Here is a 15,609-nt window from a genome sequence, read left to right as displayed (position 1 = left end):
TGAGCGCGGACCCCGGAGGGCCGGGGGATGCCTGTGACGCAGGCGTCCGGGCGCACGGGCGCGTACGGCCCGAGGGGACAGCCCGGCGCGCGGTGGATCGGTGCGCGCCGGCCGCCCGGACACCCTCAAGGTATGACACCGGGTGCCGGTCGACAAGGCACTGAGTGCCAACAATTTCTCTCAGTTGTCGCCTGGACGTCACGCATGAGCGGCAACGGCCGCCCCGGATGGGACGGCCGTTGAGGAAAGGTGTTCGGTTGTGTGCGTTCGGGGGTCGGTACTGGGGCGTTGGTGAGTGGTCGTGTCGGCGGCGGTGTCACTCCGGGCCCAGAGGGGGCGCGACGGCGCGCTCTCGTTTATGGACGCCCGTCGGCGGCCTGCCCCCTTGCCGCGTCCTCAGCGCTCCTTGAGCGCCTTCTGGATCGTCCGCATGATCTCCTCCACCGGCGCGTCCGTACGGGCCACCGTCACCAGCACCTCGCCCTCGTGCGCGCTGGTCACCGAAGGCGCCGCCTCCGGACGGCCGTTGAGGCCGCGCCCGATGCCGATGCCGGCGCCGAAGGTCTTCCGCACGATGGCGAAGGCGTGGTCGAGCTGGCTCTCCACGTCACCCTCGGCGCCCGCCCGCAGCCAGCGCCGCAGCACGTGGTTGTGCGCGGTGACGACGGCGGACGCGGCGACCTCCGCGAGCAGCGGGTCGTCGTCGCCCTCGTGGTGCGCGCCCTCGTCGAAGTGCCCGAGCAGATAACGGGTGAACAGCCGCTCGTACCGGGCGACCGAGGCGATCTCCGCCTCCCGCAGGGTGGGCACCTCACGGGTGAGGCGGTAGCGGGCCACGGAGACGGACGGGGAGGCCGCGTACATCCGCATGACCTCCTTGATGCCGCGGCACACCGTGTCCAGGGGGTTCTCGTGCGGCGGGGCGGCCTCCAGGACCGCTTCGGCGCGTACGAGGGTGTCGTCGTGGTCGGGGAAGATCGCCTCTTCCTTGGAGCGGAAGTGGCGGAAGAAGGTGCGCCGGGCGACGCCGGCGGCTGCGGCGATCTCGTCGACCGTCGTCGCTTCGTAGCCCTTGGTGGCGAACAGCTCCATTGCCGCCGCGGCCAGAGTGCGGCGCATTTTCAGGCGTTGGGCGGCGGCGCGGCGGGTGCCGGGGGTGCTGGCGTCGGTTCCGTCGGTGGGCTGCGTACGGGCGGGCTGGGACATGGGGGGACGGTACTGCATATTCCTGCGGCCTGCGGCATGAGGTGGGCGGCGGCCCCCGGACGCGCGGGGCGGACCGTCGGAACGCGCGAACAGTCCGCCCCACCCGTCCCCGGCGTACCTCCCGGAGTGCTCCCAGGGATCAGCGCCGGGCGTACTCACGGAAGCCGCGGCCGGTCTTGCGGCCCAGGCAGCCTGCCGCGACGAGATGCTCCAGCAGCGGCGCCGGCGCGAGCCCCGGGTCGCGGAACTCGGCGTGCAGCACCCTCTCGATGGCCAGCGACACGTCCAGCCCGACCACGTCCAGGAGCTCGAAGGGCCCCATCGGATAGCCGCCGCCGAGCTTCATCGCGGCGTCGATGTCGTCCGGGGACGCGTAGTGCTCCTGCACCATCTTCACCGCGTTGTTCAGATACGGGAACAGCAGCGCGTTGACGATGAAACCGGCCCGGTCCCCGCAGTCCACCGGGTGCTTGCGCACCCGGGCGCACACCGCCCGCACGGTCGCGTGGGCGTCGTCGGCGGTCAGCACCGTGCGGACCACCTCGACCAGCTTCATGGCCGGCGCCGGGTTGAAGAAGTGCATCCCGACGACGTCCTGGGGGCGCGCGGTGGCGCGGGCGCAGGCGATGACCGGGAGGGAGGAGGTGGTCGTGGCGAGGACGGCGCCCGGCTTGCACACCTTGTCCAAAGTGGCGAACAGCTCCTGTTTGACGGCGAGGTCCTCGGCGACGGCCTCCACCACCAGGTCCGCGTCCGCCAGCGCCTCCAGGGAGTGCGCCGGGGTGACGGCCGCCAGCGCGGCGTCACGGGCCGCCTCCGTCAGCCGTCCCTTGGCCACCGAGCGGTCCAGCGACGCGGCGACGCGGCCCCGCGCCCGGGCGGCCTTCTCCGCGGACCGGGCGACCAGCACCACCGGCAGCCCCGCCTTGGCGAACACCTCGGCGATGCCGCTCGCCATCGTTCCCGACCCCGCCACGCCCACGGTGCGCACCGGACGGCCGGCGGCCTCCGGGACCCGGGACGGCGCGCCGGGGGTGTCCGGGACCACCTCCGCGCTGCCGGGGGCGGCGTACGTGTAGAAGCCGCGGCCCGCCTTGCGGCCGGTCAGCCCCGCCTCGGTGAGTTGCCCCAGGATGGGCGCCGGCGCGTGCAGCCGGTCGTGGGACGCGGCGTACATCGCCTCCAGGACGGTGCGGGCGGTGTCCACCCCGATCAGGTCGAGCAGCGCCAGCGGCCCCATGGGCAGGCCGCAGCCGAGCCGCATGGCGGCGTCGATGTCCTCCCGGGAGGCGTACCTGGACTCGTACATGGCCGCGGCCTGGTTGAGGTAGCCGAACAGCAGGCCGTCGGCGACGAAGCCGGGCCGGTCGCCCACCGCGATCGGATCCTTGCCCAGGTCGCGGGCGAGTTGGGTGACGGCGGCCACCGCGCCGGGCGCGGTGAGCACCGAGGAGACCACCTCGACGAGCCTCATGGCCTGCGCCGGGTTGAAGAAGTGCAGGCCCAGGACGCGTTCGGGGTGCCGGGAGCCGGCCGCCAGCCGGGTCACCGACAGGGCGTTGGTGCCGGTGGCGAGGATGGCGTCGGGCCGGACCACCTCGTCCAGGGCGGCGATGACCCGTTCCTTGAGCGCGTAGTCCTCCGGCACGACCTCGATGACGAGATCGGCCTCGGCTGCCGCCCTCAGGTCCGCGAAGGTGCGGAAGCGGGCCAGGACGGCGCGGCGCTCGCGCTCGCCGATGCGCTCGCGGCGCACCGCGCGGGCGGTGGCGGCCTCCAGGGCCGCGACGGCGTTCCGGGCCGCGGCCTCGTCGACGTCGATGCCGATGACCTCACGGCCGGAGCGGGTGAGCAGGTCGGCGATGCCGGTGCCCATGGTGCCGAGGCCGATGACGGCGACGGTGGGGAGGAGCGTGGGGGGAGTGGCCGGTGGGACGGAAGGGAATGATTCGGCGGACGCGACGTTGTCGGCGGACGCGGAGGGTGGGGTGGTGGAGAGGTCAGGGGTGGACTGTCGGTCCATCACGAGACTCCTGAGGGTGTTCCCCTACGGGCAGGGGAGAGGTGACGACTGGGGTTCGCCGGCCGCGCGCGGGCGCGCATTGCCTGCGCGGGGCGGGAGTTGCGGCGGGCCCTGTCCCGGGGCCGCGCCCGAAGCGCTCCCCGTCGTGGCGGGGGAGCGGGTGCACGTGCCGAACCGACGTCATGCCAAGGCGGCTGCGTCACCAAGCCGCCCGGACAGGTGTGCTGTCCGTCCTCGAACATTAACTGGCCGGTAACCAAGAGCGCCAGAGGTGACCCGGGAATTACGCTGAGGAAGGGAACCGTCACATCGGGGTATCCATTCGCGGAAGGGGAGCCGCACATGGAAGAGGAGTTCCACGAACTGACGGACCGGGCGCGCGCCGAGCTTCGCACGCCACAGGACCTCGTCGCCTACGAGCGGCTGCTCGGCCTCGCCCGCAAGGGCACCCCCGCCGCCCGCGAGGAACTGGCCCGGACGCTCACCGCAGACGAGCGTCCTCTATGGGTCCGTGAGATCGCTGCCTTCGTCCTGGGGTGCGCCGGCGACGCCCGGGCCTTCGAGACGCTGGTCCTGCTGCTCAACCACCGCGACCCGGCGCGTTGCGCCACCGCCGCCTACGCCCTGGCCCGCCTCGGCGACCCGCGCACCGCCCGCGCCGCCGCGGCCCTGGCCACCAACCCGCTGCGCACGGCCTACGCGCTGCACCCCGTACGGCTGCTGGCGGAACTGCGCGCCCCCGAATCCGTACCGGCGCTCATCGCCACGCTGGAACGGTTGCTCGTCCCGAACACCCCGTACTGGCGGGTGGCGCTCGCCTGTGTGGAGGGCCTGGGCGCCCTCGGCGACCGCCGCGCCCTGCCGGTCCTCACCGCCGCCCGCGAACACCCCCGCCTCGCCGCCGCCGCGTCGGCGGCGCTGGCCCGTCTGGAGGTGCCGGAGGGGCGGCGGGAGGAGGGGGCTTGAGGGGTCTGTCATGGCTTGAGGGGGCTCTTATGGGGAGCCGCCCTTTCCGCGGGTTCCGTGCGGGCGGGACTCCTTGCCTCGCCCCCTACGGGATCAGTACGAGCGCGTAGCGCGACTCGTGCACCCGCCCGCCGGTCACCTCGAAGGAGTTCACCGCGCCGTCCGCGGTGAACCCCGCCCGCTCGTAGAAGCGCTGCGCCGGGACGTTGCCGTCGATGACCCAGAGGCGCAGCGCGCGCCGGCCGTCGTCCCGGGCCCGGGCCAGGCAGGCCTTCATCAGGGCGCGGCCGACGCCCGTGCCGAAGTCGCCCGGCCGGACGTAGACGGCGTATACCTCGCCCTCGCCGGCGGGCACGTCACGGTCGCGGGCGGGGCCGAAGGCGAGCCAGCCGACGACCTCGCCGGCGCGCTCGGCGATCAGGTTCACCACGTCCGGCGGCGCGTCGGCGAGGAACTTCCGCCGCTGTTCGACGTCCTCGGCGATGTCCAGCCCGTCCAGGTACGGCTGCGGGACGAGTCCCGGGTAGGCGACCTGCCAGCCCCGGATGCGGAGGGCCGAGACATCCTCGACGTCCGCTTCGGTCATCTCCCGTATGCGTAATCCGCTCATGGGCGGCAGGTTAGGAGAGGCGGTCGTGCAATGTCGCGGCGAATTCCTCGGCCATGGCCAGACGGGTGCGCAGCTTCTCCACCCGGGAGAGGGCGGCGGCGTGGTAGTCCTCCAGGCGGGCACGGAGCTGCCGCGTCTCGTCCTCGGCGGGCGGTCGCCGCGGGTCGGAGAGGCGGTCGGTGACCTCCAGCAGCTCGCGCATCTCGTCCAGGGTGAAGTCCAGCGGCTTCATCCGGCGGACGACCATCAGGCGGTCCACGTCGGTGGCGGTGTAGAGGCGGAAGCCGCCCTTGCTGCGGGCGGACGGGGTGACCAGGCCCACTTCCTCGTAGTGCCGGATCGTGCGCAGCGACAGGCCCGTACGTTCGGCCACCTCACCGATCCGCATCCGTGCTTCGGCCATCGCCGTGGTCCCTCTCCCCGGTACGTGGCGCCGGGGCGTGAGGTCCCTCGGGCGCGTATCCATCTCTACCCTTACGTAAGGGTAGAGTGTGGATGGCGGGGCGGAATTCCGCCCTCCGATTCCGGGGCCATGATGCCCGACGCGATCCCGGGCCGGCCGCCCGACGCCCGCCGGCCGGTGCTCCCGGGTGGCGGCCGTCAATCGGTGTCCCGGGTCGCGGCCGTCGGCCGGTGGCGCCCGGGTGCGGCCGGCGCCGGCCGGCCCCCTCCCTCCCCGTCCGACGAGAAACGGTCGCATGTCCGCTCCTGTCCTCCCCTTCTCCCGCCCCGCCTGGCTGGCCTCGCCGAGGGTCTTGCGCACCGAGGTGCTGGCCGGCCTGGTCGTCGGGCTGGCGCTGATCCCCGAGGCGATCTCCTTCTCGGTCATCGCGGGGGTCGAGCCGAAGGTCGGCCTCTTCGCCGCCGCCACGATGGCGGTCACCATCGCCTTCGTCGGCGGCCGGCCCGCGATGATCTCGGCGGCCACCGGCGCGGTGGCGCTGGTCATCGCCCCGGTCAACCGGGAACACGGTTTCGGCTACCTGATCGCCACCGTCATCCTGGCCGGCGTCTTCCAGATCGTGCTGGGCGCCCTCGGGGTGGCCAGGCTGCTGCGGTTCGTGCCGCGCAGCGTCATGGTCGGCTTCGTGAACGCGCTGGCCGTCCTGGTCTTCATGGGGCAGCTCCCGGAGCTGTGGCACGTCCCGTGGCCGGTCTACCCGCTCTTCGCGGCGGGGCTGGCCCTCATGGTGGTCTTCCCGAAACTGACCAAGGCGGTCCCCGCGCCGCTGGTCTCCGTCGTCGTCCTCACGGCCGTCACCATCGCCGCGCACATCGCGGTCCCCACGGTCGGCGACAAGGGCGCGCTGCCGTCCTCGCTCCCGGTCCCGGGCCTGCCCGACGTGCCCCTCACGTTCGGCACCCTGGCCACCATCGCGCCGTACGCGCTGGCGATGGCGCTGGTGGGCCTCATGGAGTCGCTGATGACGGCGAAGCTCGTCGACGACATCACCGACACCCGCTCCGGCAAGACCCGCGAGTCCATCGGCCAGGGCATCGCCAACGTGGTGACCGGGTTCCTCGGCGGCATGGGCGGCTGCGCCATGATCGGCCAGACGATGATCAACGTGAAGGCGAGCGGCGCCCGGACCCGGCTGTCCACCTTCCTCGCCGGAACCTTCCTCCTGGTCCTGTGCCTCGCCTGCGGTCCGCTCGTCTCGCGGATCCCGATGGCCGCGCTGGTCGCCGTCATGGTCCTGGTCTCGGTCGGCACCTTCGACTGGCACTCCGTCCGGCCCCGGACGCTGCGCCGGATGCCGCCCGGCGAGACGATCGTGATGGTGGTGACGGTGGCGTGCGTGGTGGCCACCCACAACCTGGCCGTCGGGGTCGTGGTGGGTTCCGTCACCGCCATGGTGATCTTCGCGCGCCGGGTGGCCCACCTGGTGGGAGTGCGCCGCACGGTCGAAACCGACGGCGAGCGGGTTCGCTACGCGGTCACCGGCGAGCTGTTCTTCGCCTCATCGAACGAGCTGGTGACCCGGTTCTCCTACCAGGACGACCCGGACGAGGTGGTGATCGACCTCTCGACCGCCCACATCTGGGACGCCTCGTCCGTCGCCGCGCTGGACGCGATCGAGACGAAGTACGCCCAGCGCGGCAAGCGGGTCACCATCACGGGGCTCAACGAGGGGAGCGCGGCGCTCCACGGGCGGCTGGCGGGGCGGCTGGGGTAGGGATCCTCGGCCGGGTTTCCGCGGGCGTTTGACCTTGCCCCTGGAAGGAGGGTTCCAGACTCCTCGCCATGAACGGCAACGCCTCTCAGGACCACACGGCCATCTCGTCCCTCCCGTCCGCTCCGTCTTCTCTGCCCTCTCCGTCCTCTTCTTCCTCGGACGTGCCCCGGGTGGCCGTCGTCACCGGGGCGGGCACCGGCATCGGCCGCGCCACCGCGCACGCGCTCGCGGACACCGGGGTACGGGTGGTCGCGGTGGGGCGGCGCCCCGGCCCGCTCGCGGAGACCGCCGAAGGGCGGCCCGCCATCACGCCGCTGAGCGTGGACATCACCGCCCCGGACGCCCCTGAGGAGATCGTCCGGCACACCCTGCGCACCCACAGGCGGCTGGACGTGCTGGTCAACAACGCGGGCATCGTGGGCAAGGGCGCCCTCGGCTCGTTCACCGGAGAGACGATGAACCACCAGCTCGGCACCAACCTGCTGGCGCCCGTCCTGCTCACCCAGGCCGCCCTGCCCGCCCTGGAAGAGAGCGGCGGCGTGATCGTCAACGTCACCACCTCGGTCGGCCAGAGGGCCTGGCCGGGCAACTCCTTCTACGCGGCGACGAAGACCGCCCTGGAACTGCTGACCCGCAGTTGGGCGGTGGAACTGGCGCCGCGCGGCGTCCGGGTCGTCGCCGTGGCGCCGGGCGCCGTGGAAACCCCGATCGGCGAGCACACGGGCTACACCCCGCAGGAGCGGGCCGCGATCCGCACGTGGCAGATCGGGCACACACCGCTGGGCCGGATCGGCCGCCCGGAAGAGGTGGCCTGGGCGATCACCCAGCTCGCCGCGCCCCAGGCGTCGTTCGTGACGGGCGTCGTGCTGCCGGTGGACGGGGGCGCGGTGGTGGCGTGAGAAACCCGGCCGCCGGCCGGGTCCGGTCGCGTTGTCAGTGCCCGCTGATACAACGGTGGCGGAGGTGAGGGGACGATGCGGATCGGCGCACTGGCGGCGGCCACGGGGGCGACCCCCAAGGCACTGCGGCATTACGAGGACGAGGGCCTGATCGGCTCGACACGGGCGGCCAACGGCTACCGCGAGTACGACGAACGGGCGGCGATACGGGTGCGCAACATCCGCCACCTGCTGTCCGCGGGCCTGACACTCGCCGACGTCCGCTGCTTCACACACTGCCTGGACGGCGACATGACCACGGCCCCGCCGTCCCCGGAGGGCCTGCGCATAGCCCGCGAGCGCCTGGCGGTGATCGACGCCCGGATAGCCGCCCAGACGGAGGCCCGAAACCGCCTCGCGGGGGCGCTGGACCGGGCGGAGGCGATGTCGGCGGAAGCCGGGGCGTCTGCGGGGGTGGGGGTGTCGGTGGGCTGAGGGATGATCGCTGGGCTGAGGGGTGGCCGCAGGGAATCCTTACGCAGCTTCCGAGCCGTCCGGGCCGCCCCGCGCGCTCAGCGGATCTCCGGCTCCGCCCGTTCCCACAGTTCCTCGCCGTGTTCCGCGAACCGGGCGAACATCCCTCCGTCTCCCTGGCGGCGGAGGTGGAACAGCGGCGAGTCGTGGCCGACAAGCCGTGCCAGGTGCGGTGTGACGAGTGCGTCATGGTCGAACCGGAACACCGACAGGCTCACGTGGTTGATGGCGTCCAGCGGCGCGGAGAACCGGGTCTCCAAGCCCTCCACCGGGCCGATGCGGTCCAGTTGCTCCAGTGTCGTCCTGATGCGCGTGGAGACCGACAGTGCCACGTTCTCAACGGCCTCGCGCTGCCGGGTCACCTCTCCGTCGGGTGCGCCGAGCAGGAACCGTACCCGGCAGCCGGACTCGGCTTTGCGGCGGATGGTGTCGGCGAAGTGCGGGACCTGGGTCCAGAAGAAGTAATTGGTGTAACCGGCGAAGAAAAGGTCGTCGTCCGCCGTCTCCACGAGTTCGGCCCACACGGTGGACGGGCAGGCGGAGCGATAGGGATAGCTGTGGATCAGTTCCCGGTCGGTGCCGGTTTTCACGCGGTCCTGTACGGCCTTCGGCCACAACATTGTCTCGTCCACTCCCAGCGCTCGACAGGCGTCCGCTCGGTTTCTCGGGTGTGGTGTCAGGTCGGCGTTACCCAGCCAGCGTTCCACTTGCTTGGGGGATACCCCCACTCGTAGCGCCAGCTGCCGTGGGGACACGCCCGCATCATCTATGGCCAGCTGGAGAGCAGCGTTCAAGTCAACCCCTTTGCCATGGGCTTTTGGGCTTTCTGTGAACCTAGCGCTCTACGGCCCAAGGGTCCTTGGCATGGGGGGAGCTACGTCCGTAAGGGTGGGCCACGATCACGCCATGACGGAACCGACCCGATACAGCACCACTCCGCTTGAACTGCCATGGCGACTCGATCTGGAGCCCACCCCTGTCGAGGGGTGCGCGGGGTGCGCCGAACTCGCCGCCGTGCGTGACCGCGCCCGTGCTGTGGGCGATATGACGACCGTCACCGACTGCAACGTCTTTCTGCGTCGACACCCGGAGGGGCACGGATGACCGGCGGGGCCGGATGATCACCGGCACCCAACCCGGGGCGCGTGGGTGTCTATGAGAGGACACCCACCCCTCACAGCAACGACAACTGCATCGCCTCGCCCATAGGGCGCCCCGTGTGCTCCCCGGCGGGCCGTTCGGGAATGCGCCGCGCCTCGCCCCGGTGCGCCGGTCCGATGCCGTACTCGGCGGCGAACTCGTGCACCTGGCGGGTGATCTGCCGCTGGTACCACTTGGGCGCGTAGGCCCCGCCCGCGTACATCCGCTGGTAGCGCGGCACCAGGTGCGGGTGTTCCCGGGCGAGCCAGGCCAGGTACCACTCGCGGGCGCCGGGGCGCAGGTGGAGGGCGAGCGGGGTGACGGAGGTGGCGCCCGCCGCGGCGATGGCTCGTACGGTCGCTCGCAGCTGCTCCGGGGTGTCGCCGAGGAAGGGGATCACGGGGGCCATCAGGACGCCGCACCGGATGCCGTGCTCGGAGAGCGTCCGCACCATGTCCAGGCGGCGTTCGGGGGACGGCGTGCCGGGCTCGACGGTGCGCCACAGCTCGGGGTCGGTGAAGCCGACGGAGACGGAGATGCCGACCTCGGTCACCTCGGCGGCCTGCCGCAGCAGGTCGAGGTCCCGTAGGAGGAGGGTGCCCTTGGTGAGGATGGAGAACGGGTTGGCGTGGTCGCGCAGCGCCTCGATGATGCCCGGCATCAGGCGGTAGCGGCCCTCCGCGCGCTGGTAGCAGTCCACGTTCGTGCCCATCGCGATGTGCTCGCCGCGCGGGTGGGACCCGCTGAGGGCGCGGCGCAGCAGGTCGGGTGCGTTGACCTTCACCACGATCTGCGAGTCGAAGCCGGTGCCGGTGTCCAGGTCGAGGTAGGCGTGCGTCTTGCGGGCGAAGCAGTAGACGCAGGCGTGGGTGCAGCCGCGGTACGGATTCACGGTCCATTCGAACGGCATCCGGGAGGCCCCGGGCACCCGGTTCACGATCGAACGGGCCCGGACCTCGTGGAAGGTGATCCCGCGGAATTCGGGGGTGTCGAACGTGCGGCTGACGACGTCCGTGCCGAAGAGTGCGGCGGAGCCCTCGCTCAGGTTGTCCCAGCGCATCGCGTCTCTCCTTGCCCGGGGCTGCTGCCCCGCTGTCGGTACCGGCGTGCCCCCGGCGACGATAATAGAACAAGCGTTCGTACGAGGTGACCGTTCTGTCCTCTCTGATCCGGTACGGGACTGCCGTACGGGCGGGCGCCGCCCATCGCGGGCGCCGCTCCGCGCGCCCCGCGCCGGAGTCCGGGACTCGTTCGGCCCCGGGGATTTTGGGCGCGCCGCCCGGTGGTGGTTGGCTTGCGCCGTCGCGCGGTGGCGGGGCCGCACCACCGGGCGGCGCCGGGACGGGCCGCGCGGCACCGGAGCCGAGTACGGAGGAAGAGGCAGATGGGCCAGGTCGAGGCCACCACGCAGCGCGAGATCGCGGCGGACCCGGAGGACGTGTTCGACGCGCTCGCCGACTACAGCGGCACCCGCCGCAAGCTGCTCCCGGAGCAGTTCAGCGAGTACGAGGTGCGCGAGGGCGGCGACGGCAAGGGCACCCTCGTGCACTGGAAGCTCCAGGCCACGAGCAAGCGGGTGCGGGACTGCCTGCTGGAGGTGGACGAGCCGACCGACGGCGAGCTGGTGGAGAAGGACCGCAACTCCTCCATGGTGACCCGCTGGGTCGTCACCCCCGCCGGGGAGCGCCGCGCCAAGGTGACCGTCACCACCACCTGGACCGGCGCCGGCGGCATCGGCGGTTTCTTCGAGAAGACGTTCGCACCCAAGGGGCTGAACCGGATCTACGACGCCATCCTGGCCAACCTCGCCGCCGAAACGGAGAAGTGACCCGCCCATAGGGTCGAGGGCGGGCTCTTGCGTCCGGCCGGGGGCATCGTCATGCTCACCGGTTCGGGTGGTTTCCGTCGTGGCCCGCTGTGCGGTCGTTCCCCTCGTCGTCATACGGAAAGCCCTGATGAGGGCCAAGGGGTGCGGGGTCCAAGGAAGTTCACCACGGGCTCTGCCCCGCGCGCTCCGATTTGTCGTGGTTGCTCGCTGTTGTCGCCCGATGCGAGAAATGGGCGGCAGTGCAGGCGTGACGAGGGGAGCAGTACGTGGGTGGTTCGACCCTGAAAAAAGGGGATGAATGGGACGGGTGGTACGAGGTGCCCGCCCCCGGACTACCCCGTCCCCGCACCGGTGAGACGGCCGGGCCGGAGCCGGACCGGCCCGGCCCCGGCCGCGTCCCGGTGGTGGTCCTGGGACTGGCGCTCGCGCTGCTGCTCGCGGGGCTGGAACAGACGATCACCACCGCCGCGCTCCCCGCCATCGCCGGCGACCTCCACGGCCTGGACGCGGCCTCCTGGCTCCTGACCGCCCCGCTGCTGGCCACCGCGGTCGGCCTGCCCGTCTACGGCAAGCTCGGCGACCTCTTCGGCCGCAAACCCGTCCTGATCTGCGCCGTACTCCTGTGCGTCGTCGGCGCGGCGCTGGCCGGCCGGGCGCGCGACATGGAACAGCTGATCATCTTCCGGTCCCTGCAGGGACTGGGGGCGGGCGGCCTGGTGGCCGGCGCCCAGGCGGTCGCCGCGGACCTCGCCTCCGCCCGCCGCCGCGGACGGCTCCTGGGACCGCTGGGCGCGGCCCTGGCGCTCGGCTGCGGCGCCGGACCCGTGCTCGGCGGCTACCTGGTGGAACACGCCTCCTGGCGCTGGTGCTTCCTGACCGCCGTCCCCCTCGGCCTCGCGGCCCTGGCCGTCCTCGGTTTCGCGCTGCGGCTCCCCGAACCGGCCCGGAACGGGACGCGGCGCAGGCCGGACGTGCTCGGCGCCCTGCTGCTGGCCGCCTTCTCCACCTTCCTCGTCCTGCTCGCCGGCTGGAGCGGCACCGCGTACGCGTGGGATTCCCAGGTCGTCGTGGGCCTGGGGGCGGGGGCGCTCGGCACGGTCCTGCTCTTCGTGGCCGTGGAGTTCTTCGTCACCGACCCGCTCGTCCCGCTGCGGCTCTTCCTCGATCCGGTCTTCGTCCTCGGCGGTGTCCTGGCCGCGCTCACCGGCGTGGCGCTGTACGCGGTCGTCGGCTACCTGCCGCTCCTGCTCCAGCTTGCCCACGGCGTCCCGGCGGCCGAGGCGGGGCTGTGGGTCCTGCCGCTGGCGGGCGGCGCCGCCCTCGCCTGCCTGGTGATCGGCCCGGTCATCAGCCGCACCGGCGGCTACCGCCTCCCGCCGCCCCTGGGCTGCGCGCTGGCCGCGGCCGGAATGTGGCTGCTGTCCCGCGTGGGCGCGGTCACCGGGCCGTGGGGCATGGACCCCGGGCACACCGTCCTCCTCGGGACGGGCCTGCTGGGCGCGGGCGCCGGTCTCGTCCTCACCGCCCTCCTGGTGGCCGTCCAGAACTCCGTCCATCCCACCGACCTCGGTGTCGCCACCAGCGCCCAGACCTACGCCCGGCAGATCGGTGGCGCGGCCGGCGCGGCCGTCCTCGGCGCGCTCCTCGCCGGCCCCCTGGGGCGGCGACTGGACCACGCTCTTCCGGAGGCCGCCCGCCTGCCCGGTCCCCAGCCGGTGGTCCCGCAGGCGGCGCACGCGCTCCCCGCCGCGCTGCGCGACGGCCTGTCCTCCGGTGCGCAGGCCGTGTCCGGGCTCTTCCTCTGGCTCGTCCCGGTACTCGTCCTCGCCTTCCTGCTCGCCCTCTTCCTGAAAGCGAAGCCCTTGTCCTACGCCACCCGCACCCCGCACGTCCCCACGGGAGACCCCGCCGGTTCCCAGGCCGCGACCGCGCCGTTCCCCCGTACCGCGCACGGCCCGGAGGAGGCCGCCGACCCGCACAACGTCGTCGCCCCGCCGCCCCAGGGCCAGCCTCTGACCTCGCCGTACGCCCCGCACGGCCAGGGTCCGGCGCCGGACCGCCCCGGTTCCCCGGAAGTGCCGCACGCCCGCGCCGCGACGGCCCGGCGCCCGGAGTCACCCGCGTACGAGAGGGACGCGTACGAGAGGGACGCCTACGAAGACGATCCGTACGAGGCCGCGCGCCGGGCGGCCATGGCCGGCGTCCCGGTCTGCGGGACCGTCCGGCACCACGACGGCACGAGCGTCCCGCGTGCCGCCCTCACCCTGATCGACGTCGCCGGGAGGCAGGTCGGACGCGGTGCCACCGGGGAGGACGGCCGGTACGCGCTGGGCACACCGGGCGCCGGGGCGTACGTGCTGATCGCCGCGGCCGGCGGCCACCAGCCGCGGGCGGTCGGCGTCACGGTCGGCGAACGGCCGGTGGAGCTGGACGTGGTGCTCGGCGGCGCCGGCCGGCTGGCGGGCGCGGTGACCACCGCCGACGGCACGCCCGTCCGCGACGCCCTGGTGACCCTCACGGACGTGCGCGGCGAGGTGGTGGCGAGCACGCGCAGCGGGCGCGAGGGCGGTTATGTGATCACGGAACTGGTGGCGGGGGAGTACACCCTGGCCTCCAGCGCCCCGGCCTTCCGGCCCGCGGCGCTGCCGGTGACGGTCCAGTCCTCGCGCGAGACCCGCCAGGACATCGAACTGGCCGGGGGCGCGGTGCTGCGCGGGACCGTGCGGGCCGGCGGCGGCCGGGCGGTGGGCGACGCCCGGGTGACGCTGCTGGACGCGGCGGGCAACGTGGTGGACACCGTCACCACCGGGCCGGACGGACAGTTCCGGTTCGTCGACCTGGCGGCGGGCGAGTACACGGTCATCGCGGCCGGGTACCCGCCGGTCGCCACCGTCCTGCACATGGCGGGTGGCGGCCGGACGGAGCGGGACCTGCACCTCGGGTACGAGGACTGAGGCAGTGGAGGGGCACTCACAATCCTGGGTTTTCCCAGGTATCCCGAGCCCCTCACACGACTCTTCCCCCGGAAAACCCTGACCGCCGGCGGCCGGAACCCTTACGGGTACCGGCCGCCGGCGCCCGAGCGGAGCCGCCGGCGCCCCTCGCGCCGCCGACGTCGCTCCACTGGGATCAGGCGGCCCGCCACAGGGACGGAGCGGACGGCGGCTCCCACCCGGGCTGGGCGGTGTGCGCCTGGATGCACTGGTACGACACGCCGTTGTAGGTGACCTGGTCACCCTGCCGGTAGGCGGTGCCCGCGGCCCAGGTTCCGCCGGGCTGCGTCGGCTGCCCTGTGGGCTGCCCGGTCGGCTGCTGCCCCCGCACCCGCAGGACGAAGTCGAACGTGGCCTCCTTGGCGGTCCCGACGTTGCGCACGTTCATCAGCAGCCGCGGGTCGAAGATGGTGTCGGTGTTGTTGCGCGGCTCGCCCGGGAAGTAGAGCTGGGTCGTGAGGATGGGCTGGTTCGGCGCCTGGACCTTGACGTGGATGTGCCGGGTCCGGCCCGGGTACAGGCCCGGGACGATCGTGGAGAGCTTGAACGCCCCGCGGGAGTCGGTGAACTGGTGCCCGCGGAAACGGAATCCCACGTTGTCGTAGGCCCCGTTCACGTCCGCCTGCCAGAAGTCCAGCAACGCGTTGGCGATCGGCTGGCAGGTCAGCCCGAAGACGTACCCGCTCACCGTCAGGCGCGTGCCCTGCGTGCCGGCGTCGACGAGCGAGCTGCGCAGCGGCGAGTTCGGCTTGAAGTACGGGCCCTCCATCTGCGGGATGGTGGGCTCGTCGCCGTCGTCACAGTACGGAGTGGGCTCCAGTTCGCCGTTGACGGGCTTGGCGTCCCGGGCCAGCGCGACGCTGCCCATCAGCAGGGGGAGCGGTACCGCGGCGACCGCGGCCTTGAGCAGGTTCTTCCGGGTGAGGCCGCGCCGGGCGGCGGGCGCCGCGCCGTCCGCGGCGCCCGCGTCCGGGCCGGTGCCGGCGTCGTACCGGTGGTCTCCAGAGTGTTCCATCGTGCGCTCCTTCGGGGGAAAGGGGCCGTTCTTGGGGGCGCCGGAGCGGTCCCGGCGGGGCTTTCCGTTGGGGGGTGGGGTTGTCCGGTGGTGCGCCGTTCGATGGTGCGTGGGTGCGGCGGCCGGCCCCGCGGTCGGACCGGCGGTGACGTGCGGATGCCACCGCCGGCGGCGCCGTCCCGGATCCACCGGGGCGTGTGCCGGCCGTCGCGCGGGCCGCTGCACCGCCGTACAGCGGC

The 15,609-nt window shown here is 73.0% G+C and carries 14 protein-coding genes; 7 read left to right on the top strand and 7 right to left on the bottom strand.

The window, feature by feature from the left end:
* Nucleotides 1-396: 396 nt before the first annotated feature.
* Both ABZX96_RS05220 and ABZX96_RS05215 read right to left on the bottom strand, forming a co-directional pair.
* A complete protein-coding gene (locus ABZX96_RS05220; protein ID WP_355538113.1) occupies nt 397-1,206 on the bottom strand; it encodes a TetR family transcriptional regulator in 810 nt (269 codons plus the stop codon).
* Between the two features lie 139 nt (nt 1,207-1,345).
* Nucleotides 1,346-3,229, bottom strand: a complete 1,884-nt coding sequence (locus tag ABZX96_RS05215) for a 3-hydroxyacyl-CoA dehydrogenase family protein (protein WP_355538110.1) — start codon at nt 3,227-3,229, stop codon at nt 1,346-1,348.
* Nucleotides 3,230-3,571: 342 nt separating this feature from the next.
* On the opposite strand from ABZX96_RS05215, the gene ABZX96_RS05210 reads away from it, so the two are divergent.
* On the top strand, nt 3,572-4,195 hold the full coding sequence (locus ABZX96_RS05210; protein WP_355538107.1) for a HEAT repeat domain-containing protein: 624 nt from the start codon (nt 3,572-3,574) through the stop codon (nt 4,193-4,195).
* An 85-nt stretch (nt 4,196-4,280) separates the two neighbouring features.
* Here ABZX96_RS05210 and ABZX96_RS05205 read toward each other — a convergent pair whose 3' ends face one another.
* Nucleotides 4,281-4,805 (bottom strand): GNAT family N-acetyltransferase, encoded by a 525-nt coding sequence (locus tag ABZX96_RS05205; protein WP_355538104.1) that lies wholly within the window; start codon nt 4,803-4,805, stop codon nt 4,281-4,283.
* Between the two features lie 10 nt (nt 4,806-4,815).
* Nucleotides 4,816-5,208: a MerR family transcriptional regulator gene (locus ABZX96_RS05200; protein WP_355538101.1), complete on the bottom strand. Its 393-nt coding sequence runs from the start codon at nt 5,206-5,208 to the stop codon at nt 4,816-4,818.
* A 295-nt stretch (nt 5,209-5,503) separates the two neighbouring features.
* Between ABZX96_RS05200 and ABZX96_RS05195 the strand changes: the two genes are divergently transcribed.
* The 3 genes from ABZX96_RS05195 to ABZX96_RS05185 all read left to right on the top strand — a co-directional run bounded on the left by ABZX96_RS05195 (nt 5,504) and on the right by ABZX96_RS05185 (nt 8,355).
* Nucleotides 5,504-6,982, top strand: coding sequence for a SulP family inorganic anion transporter (locus tag ABZX96_RS05195; RefSeq protein WP_355538098.1), 1,479 nt, complete (start codon nt 5,504-5,506; stop codon nt 6,980-6,982).
* A 131-nt stretch (nt 6,983-7,113) separates the two neighbouring features.
* The gene (locus ABZX96_RS05190) at nt 7,114-7,881 is read left to right on the top strand and encodes an SDR family oxidoreductase (RefSeq protein ID WP_355538610.1); all 768 of its coding nucleotides are present in this window, start codon (nt 7,114-7,116) and stop codon (nt 7,879-7,881) included.
* Between the two features lie 75 nt (nt 7,882-7,956).
* Entirely contained in the window at nt 7,957-8,355 is a 399-nt protein-coding gene (locus ABZX96_RS05185; RefSeq protein ID WP_355538095.1) for a MerR family transcriptional regulator, read from the top strand.
* Nucleotides 8,356-8,432: 77 nt separating this feature from the next.
* Here ABZX96_RS05185 and ABZX96_RS05180 read toward each other — a convergent pair whose 3' ends face one another.
* Nucleotides 8,433-9,014, bottom strand: a complete 582-nt coding sequence (locus ABZX96_RS05180; protein ID WP_355538607.1) for an XRE family transcriptional regulator — start codon at nt 9,012-9,014, stop codon at nt 8,433-8,435.
* Between the two features lie 286 nt (nt 9,015-9,300).
* On the opposite strand from ABZX96_RS05180, the gene ABZX96_RS05175 reads away from it, so the two are divergent.
* On the top strand, nt 9,301-9,498 hold the full coding sequence (locus tag ABZX96_RS05175) for a hypothetical protein (RefSeq protein WP_355538092.1): 198 nt from the start codon (nt 9,301-9,303) through the stop codon (nt 9,496-9,498).
* A 70-nt stretch (nt 9,499-9,568) separates the two neighbouring features.
* Here ABZX96_RS05175 and ABZX96_RS05170 read toward each other — a convergent pair whose 3' ends face one another.
* A complete protein-coding gene (locus tag ABZX96_RS05170; RefSeq protein ID WP_355538089.1) occupies nt 9,569-10,594 on the bottom strand; it encodes an Rv2578c family radical SAM protein in 1,026 nt (341 codons plus the stop codon).
* Between the two features lie 324 nt (nt 10,595-10,918).
* On the opposite strand from ABZX96_RS05170, the gene ABZX96_RS05165 reads away from it, so the two are divergent.
* Both ABZX96_RS05165 and ABZX96_RS05160 read left to right on the top strand, forming a co-directional pair.
* The gene (locus tag ABZX96_RS05165) at nt 10,919-11,362 is read left to right on the top strand and encodes an SRPBCC family protein (RefSeq protein ID WP_355538086.1); all 444 of its coding nucleotides are present in this window, start codon (nt 10,919-10,921) and stop codon (nt 11,360-11,362) included.
* Between the two features lie 266 nt (nt 11,363-11,628).
* A complete protein-coding gene (locus tag ABZX96_RS05160; RefSeq protein ID WP_355538084.1) occupies nt 11,629-14,316 on the top strand; it encodes an MFS transporter in 2,688 nt (895 codons plus the stop codon).
* Nucleotides 14,317-14,491: 175 nt separating this feature from the next.
* Here the strand turns inward: ABZX96_RS05160 and ABZX96_RS05155 are convergent, their stop codons facing one another.
* Complete coding sequence (locus ABZX96_RS05155; protein ID WP_355538081.1) at nt 14,492-15,370, bottom strand: carbohydrate-binding protein; 879 nt, start codon at nt 15,368-15,370, stop codon at nt 14,492-14,494.
* Nucleotides 15,371-15,609 lie beyond the last annotated feature (239 nt).

The sequence above is a fragment of the Streptomyces sp. NPDC003077 genome, assembly GCF_040611095.1.
GTDB lineage: Bacteria > Actinomycetota > Actinomycetes > Streptomycetales > Streptomycetaceae > Streptomyces.
This window is presented reverse-complemented; position numbering and strand designations above follow the sequence as displayed.

Coding starts and splice junctions, on each gene's coding strand:
- ABZX96_RS05205 (WP_355538104.1), bottom strand. CDS start 4,805: ATGAGCGGATTACGCATACGGGAGATGACCGAAGCGGACGTCGAGGAT.
- ABZX96_RS05210 (WP_355538107.1), top strand. CDS start 3,572: ATGGAAGAGGAGTTCCACGAACTGACGGACCGGGCGCGCGCCGAGCTT.
- ABZX96_RS05215 (WP_355538110.1), bottom strand. CDS start 3,229: ATGGACCGACAGTCCACCCCTGACCTCTCCACCACCCCACCCTCCGCG.
- ABZX96_RS05185 (WP_355538095.1), top strand. CDS start 7,957: ATGCGGATCGGCGCACTGGCGGCGGCCACGGGGGCGACCCCCAAGGCA.
- ABZX96_RS05175 (WP_355538092.1), top strand. CDS start 9,301: ATGACGGAACCGACCCGATACAGCACCACTCCGCTTGAACTGCCATGG.
- ABZX96_RS05170 (WP_355538089.1), bottom strand. CDS start 10,594: ATGCGCTGGGACAACCTGAGCGAGGGCTCCGCCGCACTCTTCGGCACG.
- ABZX96_RS05220 (WP_355538113.1), bottom strand. CDS start 1,206: ATGTCCCAGCCCGCCCGTACGCAGCCCACCGACGGAACCGACGCCAGC.
- ABZX96_RS05180 (WP_355538607.1), bottom strand. CDS start 9,014: ATGTTGTGGCCGAAGGCCGTACAGGACCGCGTGAAAACCGGCACCGAC.
- ABZX96_RS05195 (WP_355538098.1), top strand. CDS start 5,504: ATGTCCGCTCCTGTCCTCCCCTTCTCCCGCCCCGCCTGGCTGGCCTCG.
- ABZX96_RS05155 (WP_355538081.1), bottom strand. CDS start 15,370: ATGGAACACTCTGGAGACCACCGGTACGACGCCGGCACCGGCCCGGAC.
- ABZX96_RS05200 (WP_355538101.1), bottom strand. CDS start 5,208: ATGGCCGAAGCACGGATGCGGATCGGTGAGGTGGCCGAACGTACGGGC.
- ABZX96_RS05165 (WP_355538086.1), top strand. CDS start 10,919: ATGGGCCAGGTCGAGGCCACCACGCAGCGCGAGATCGCGGCGGACCCG.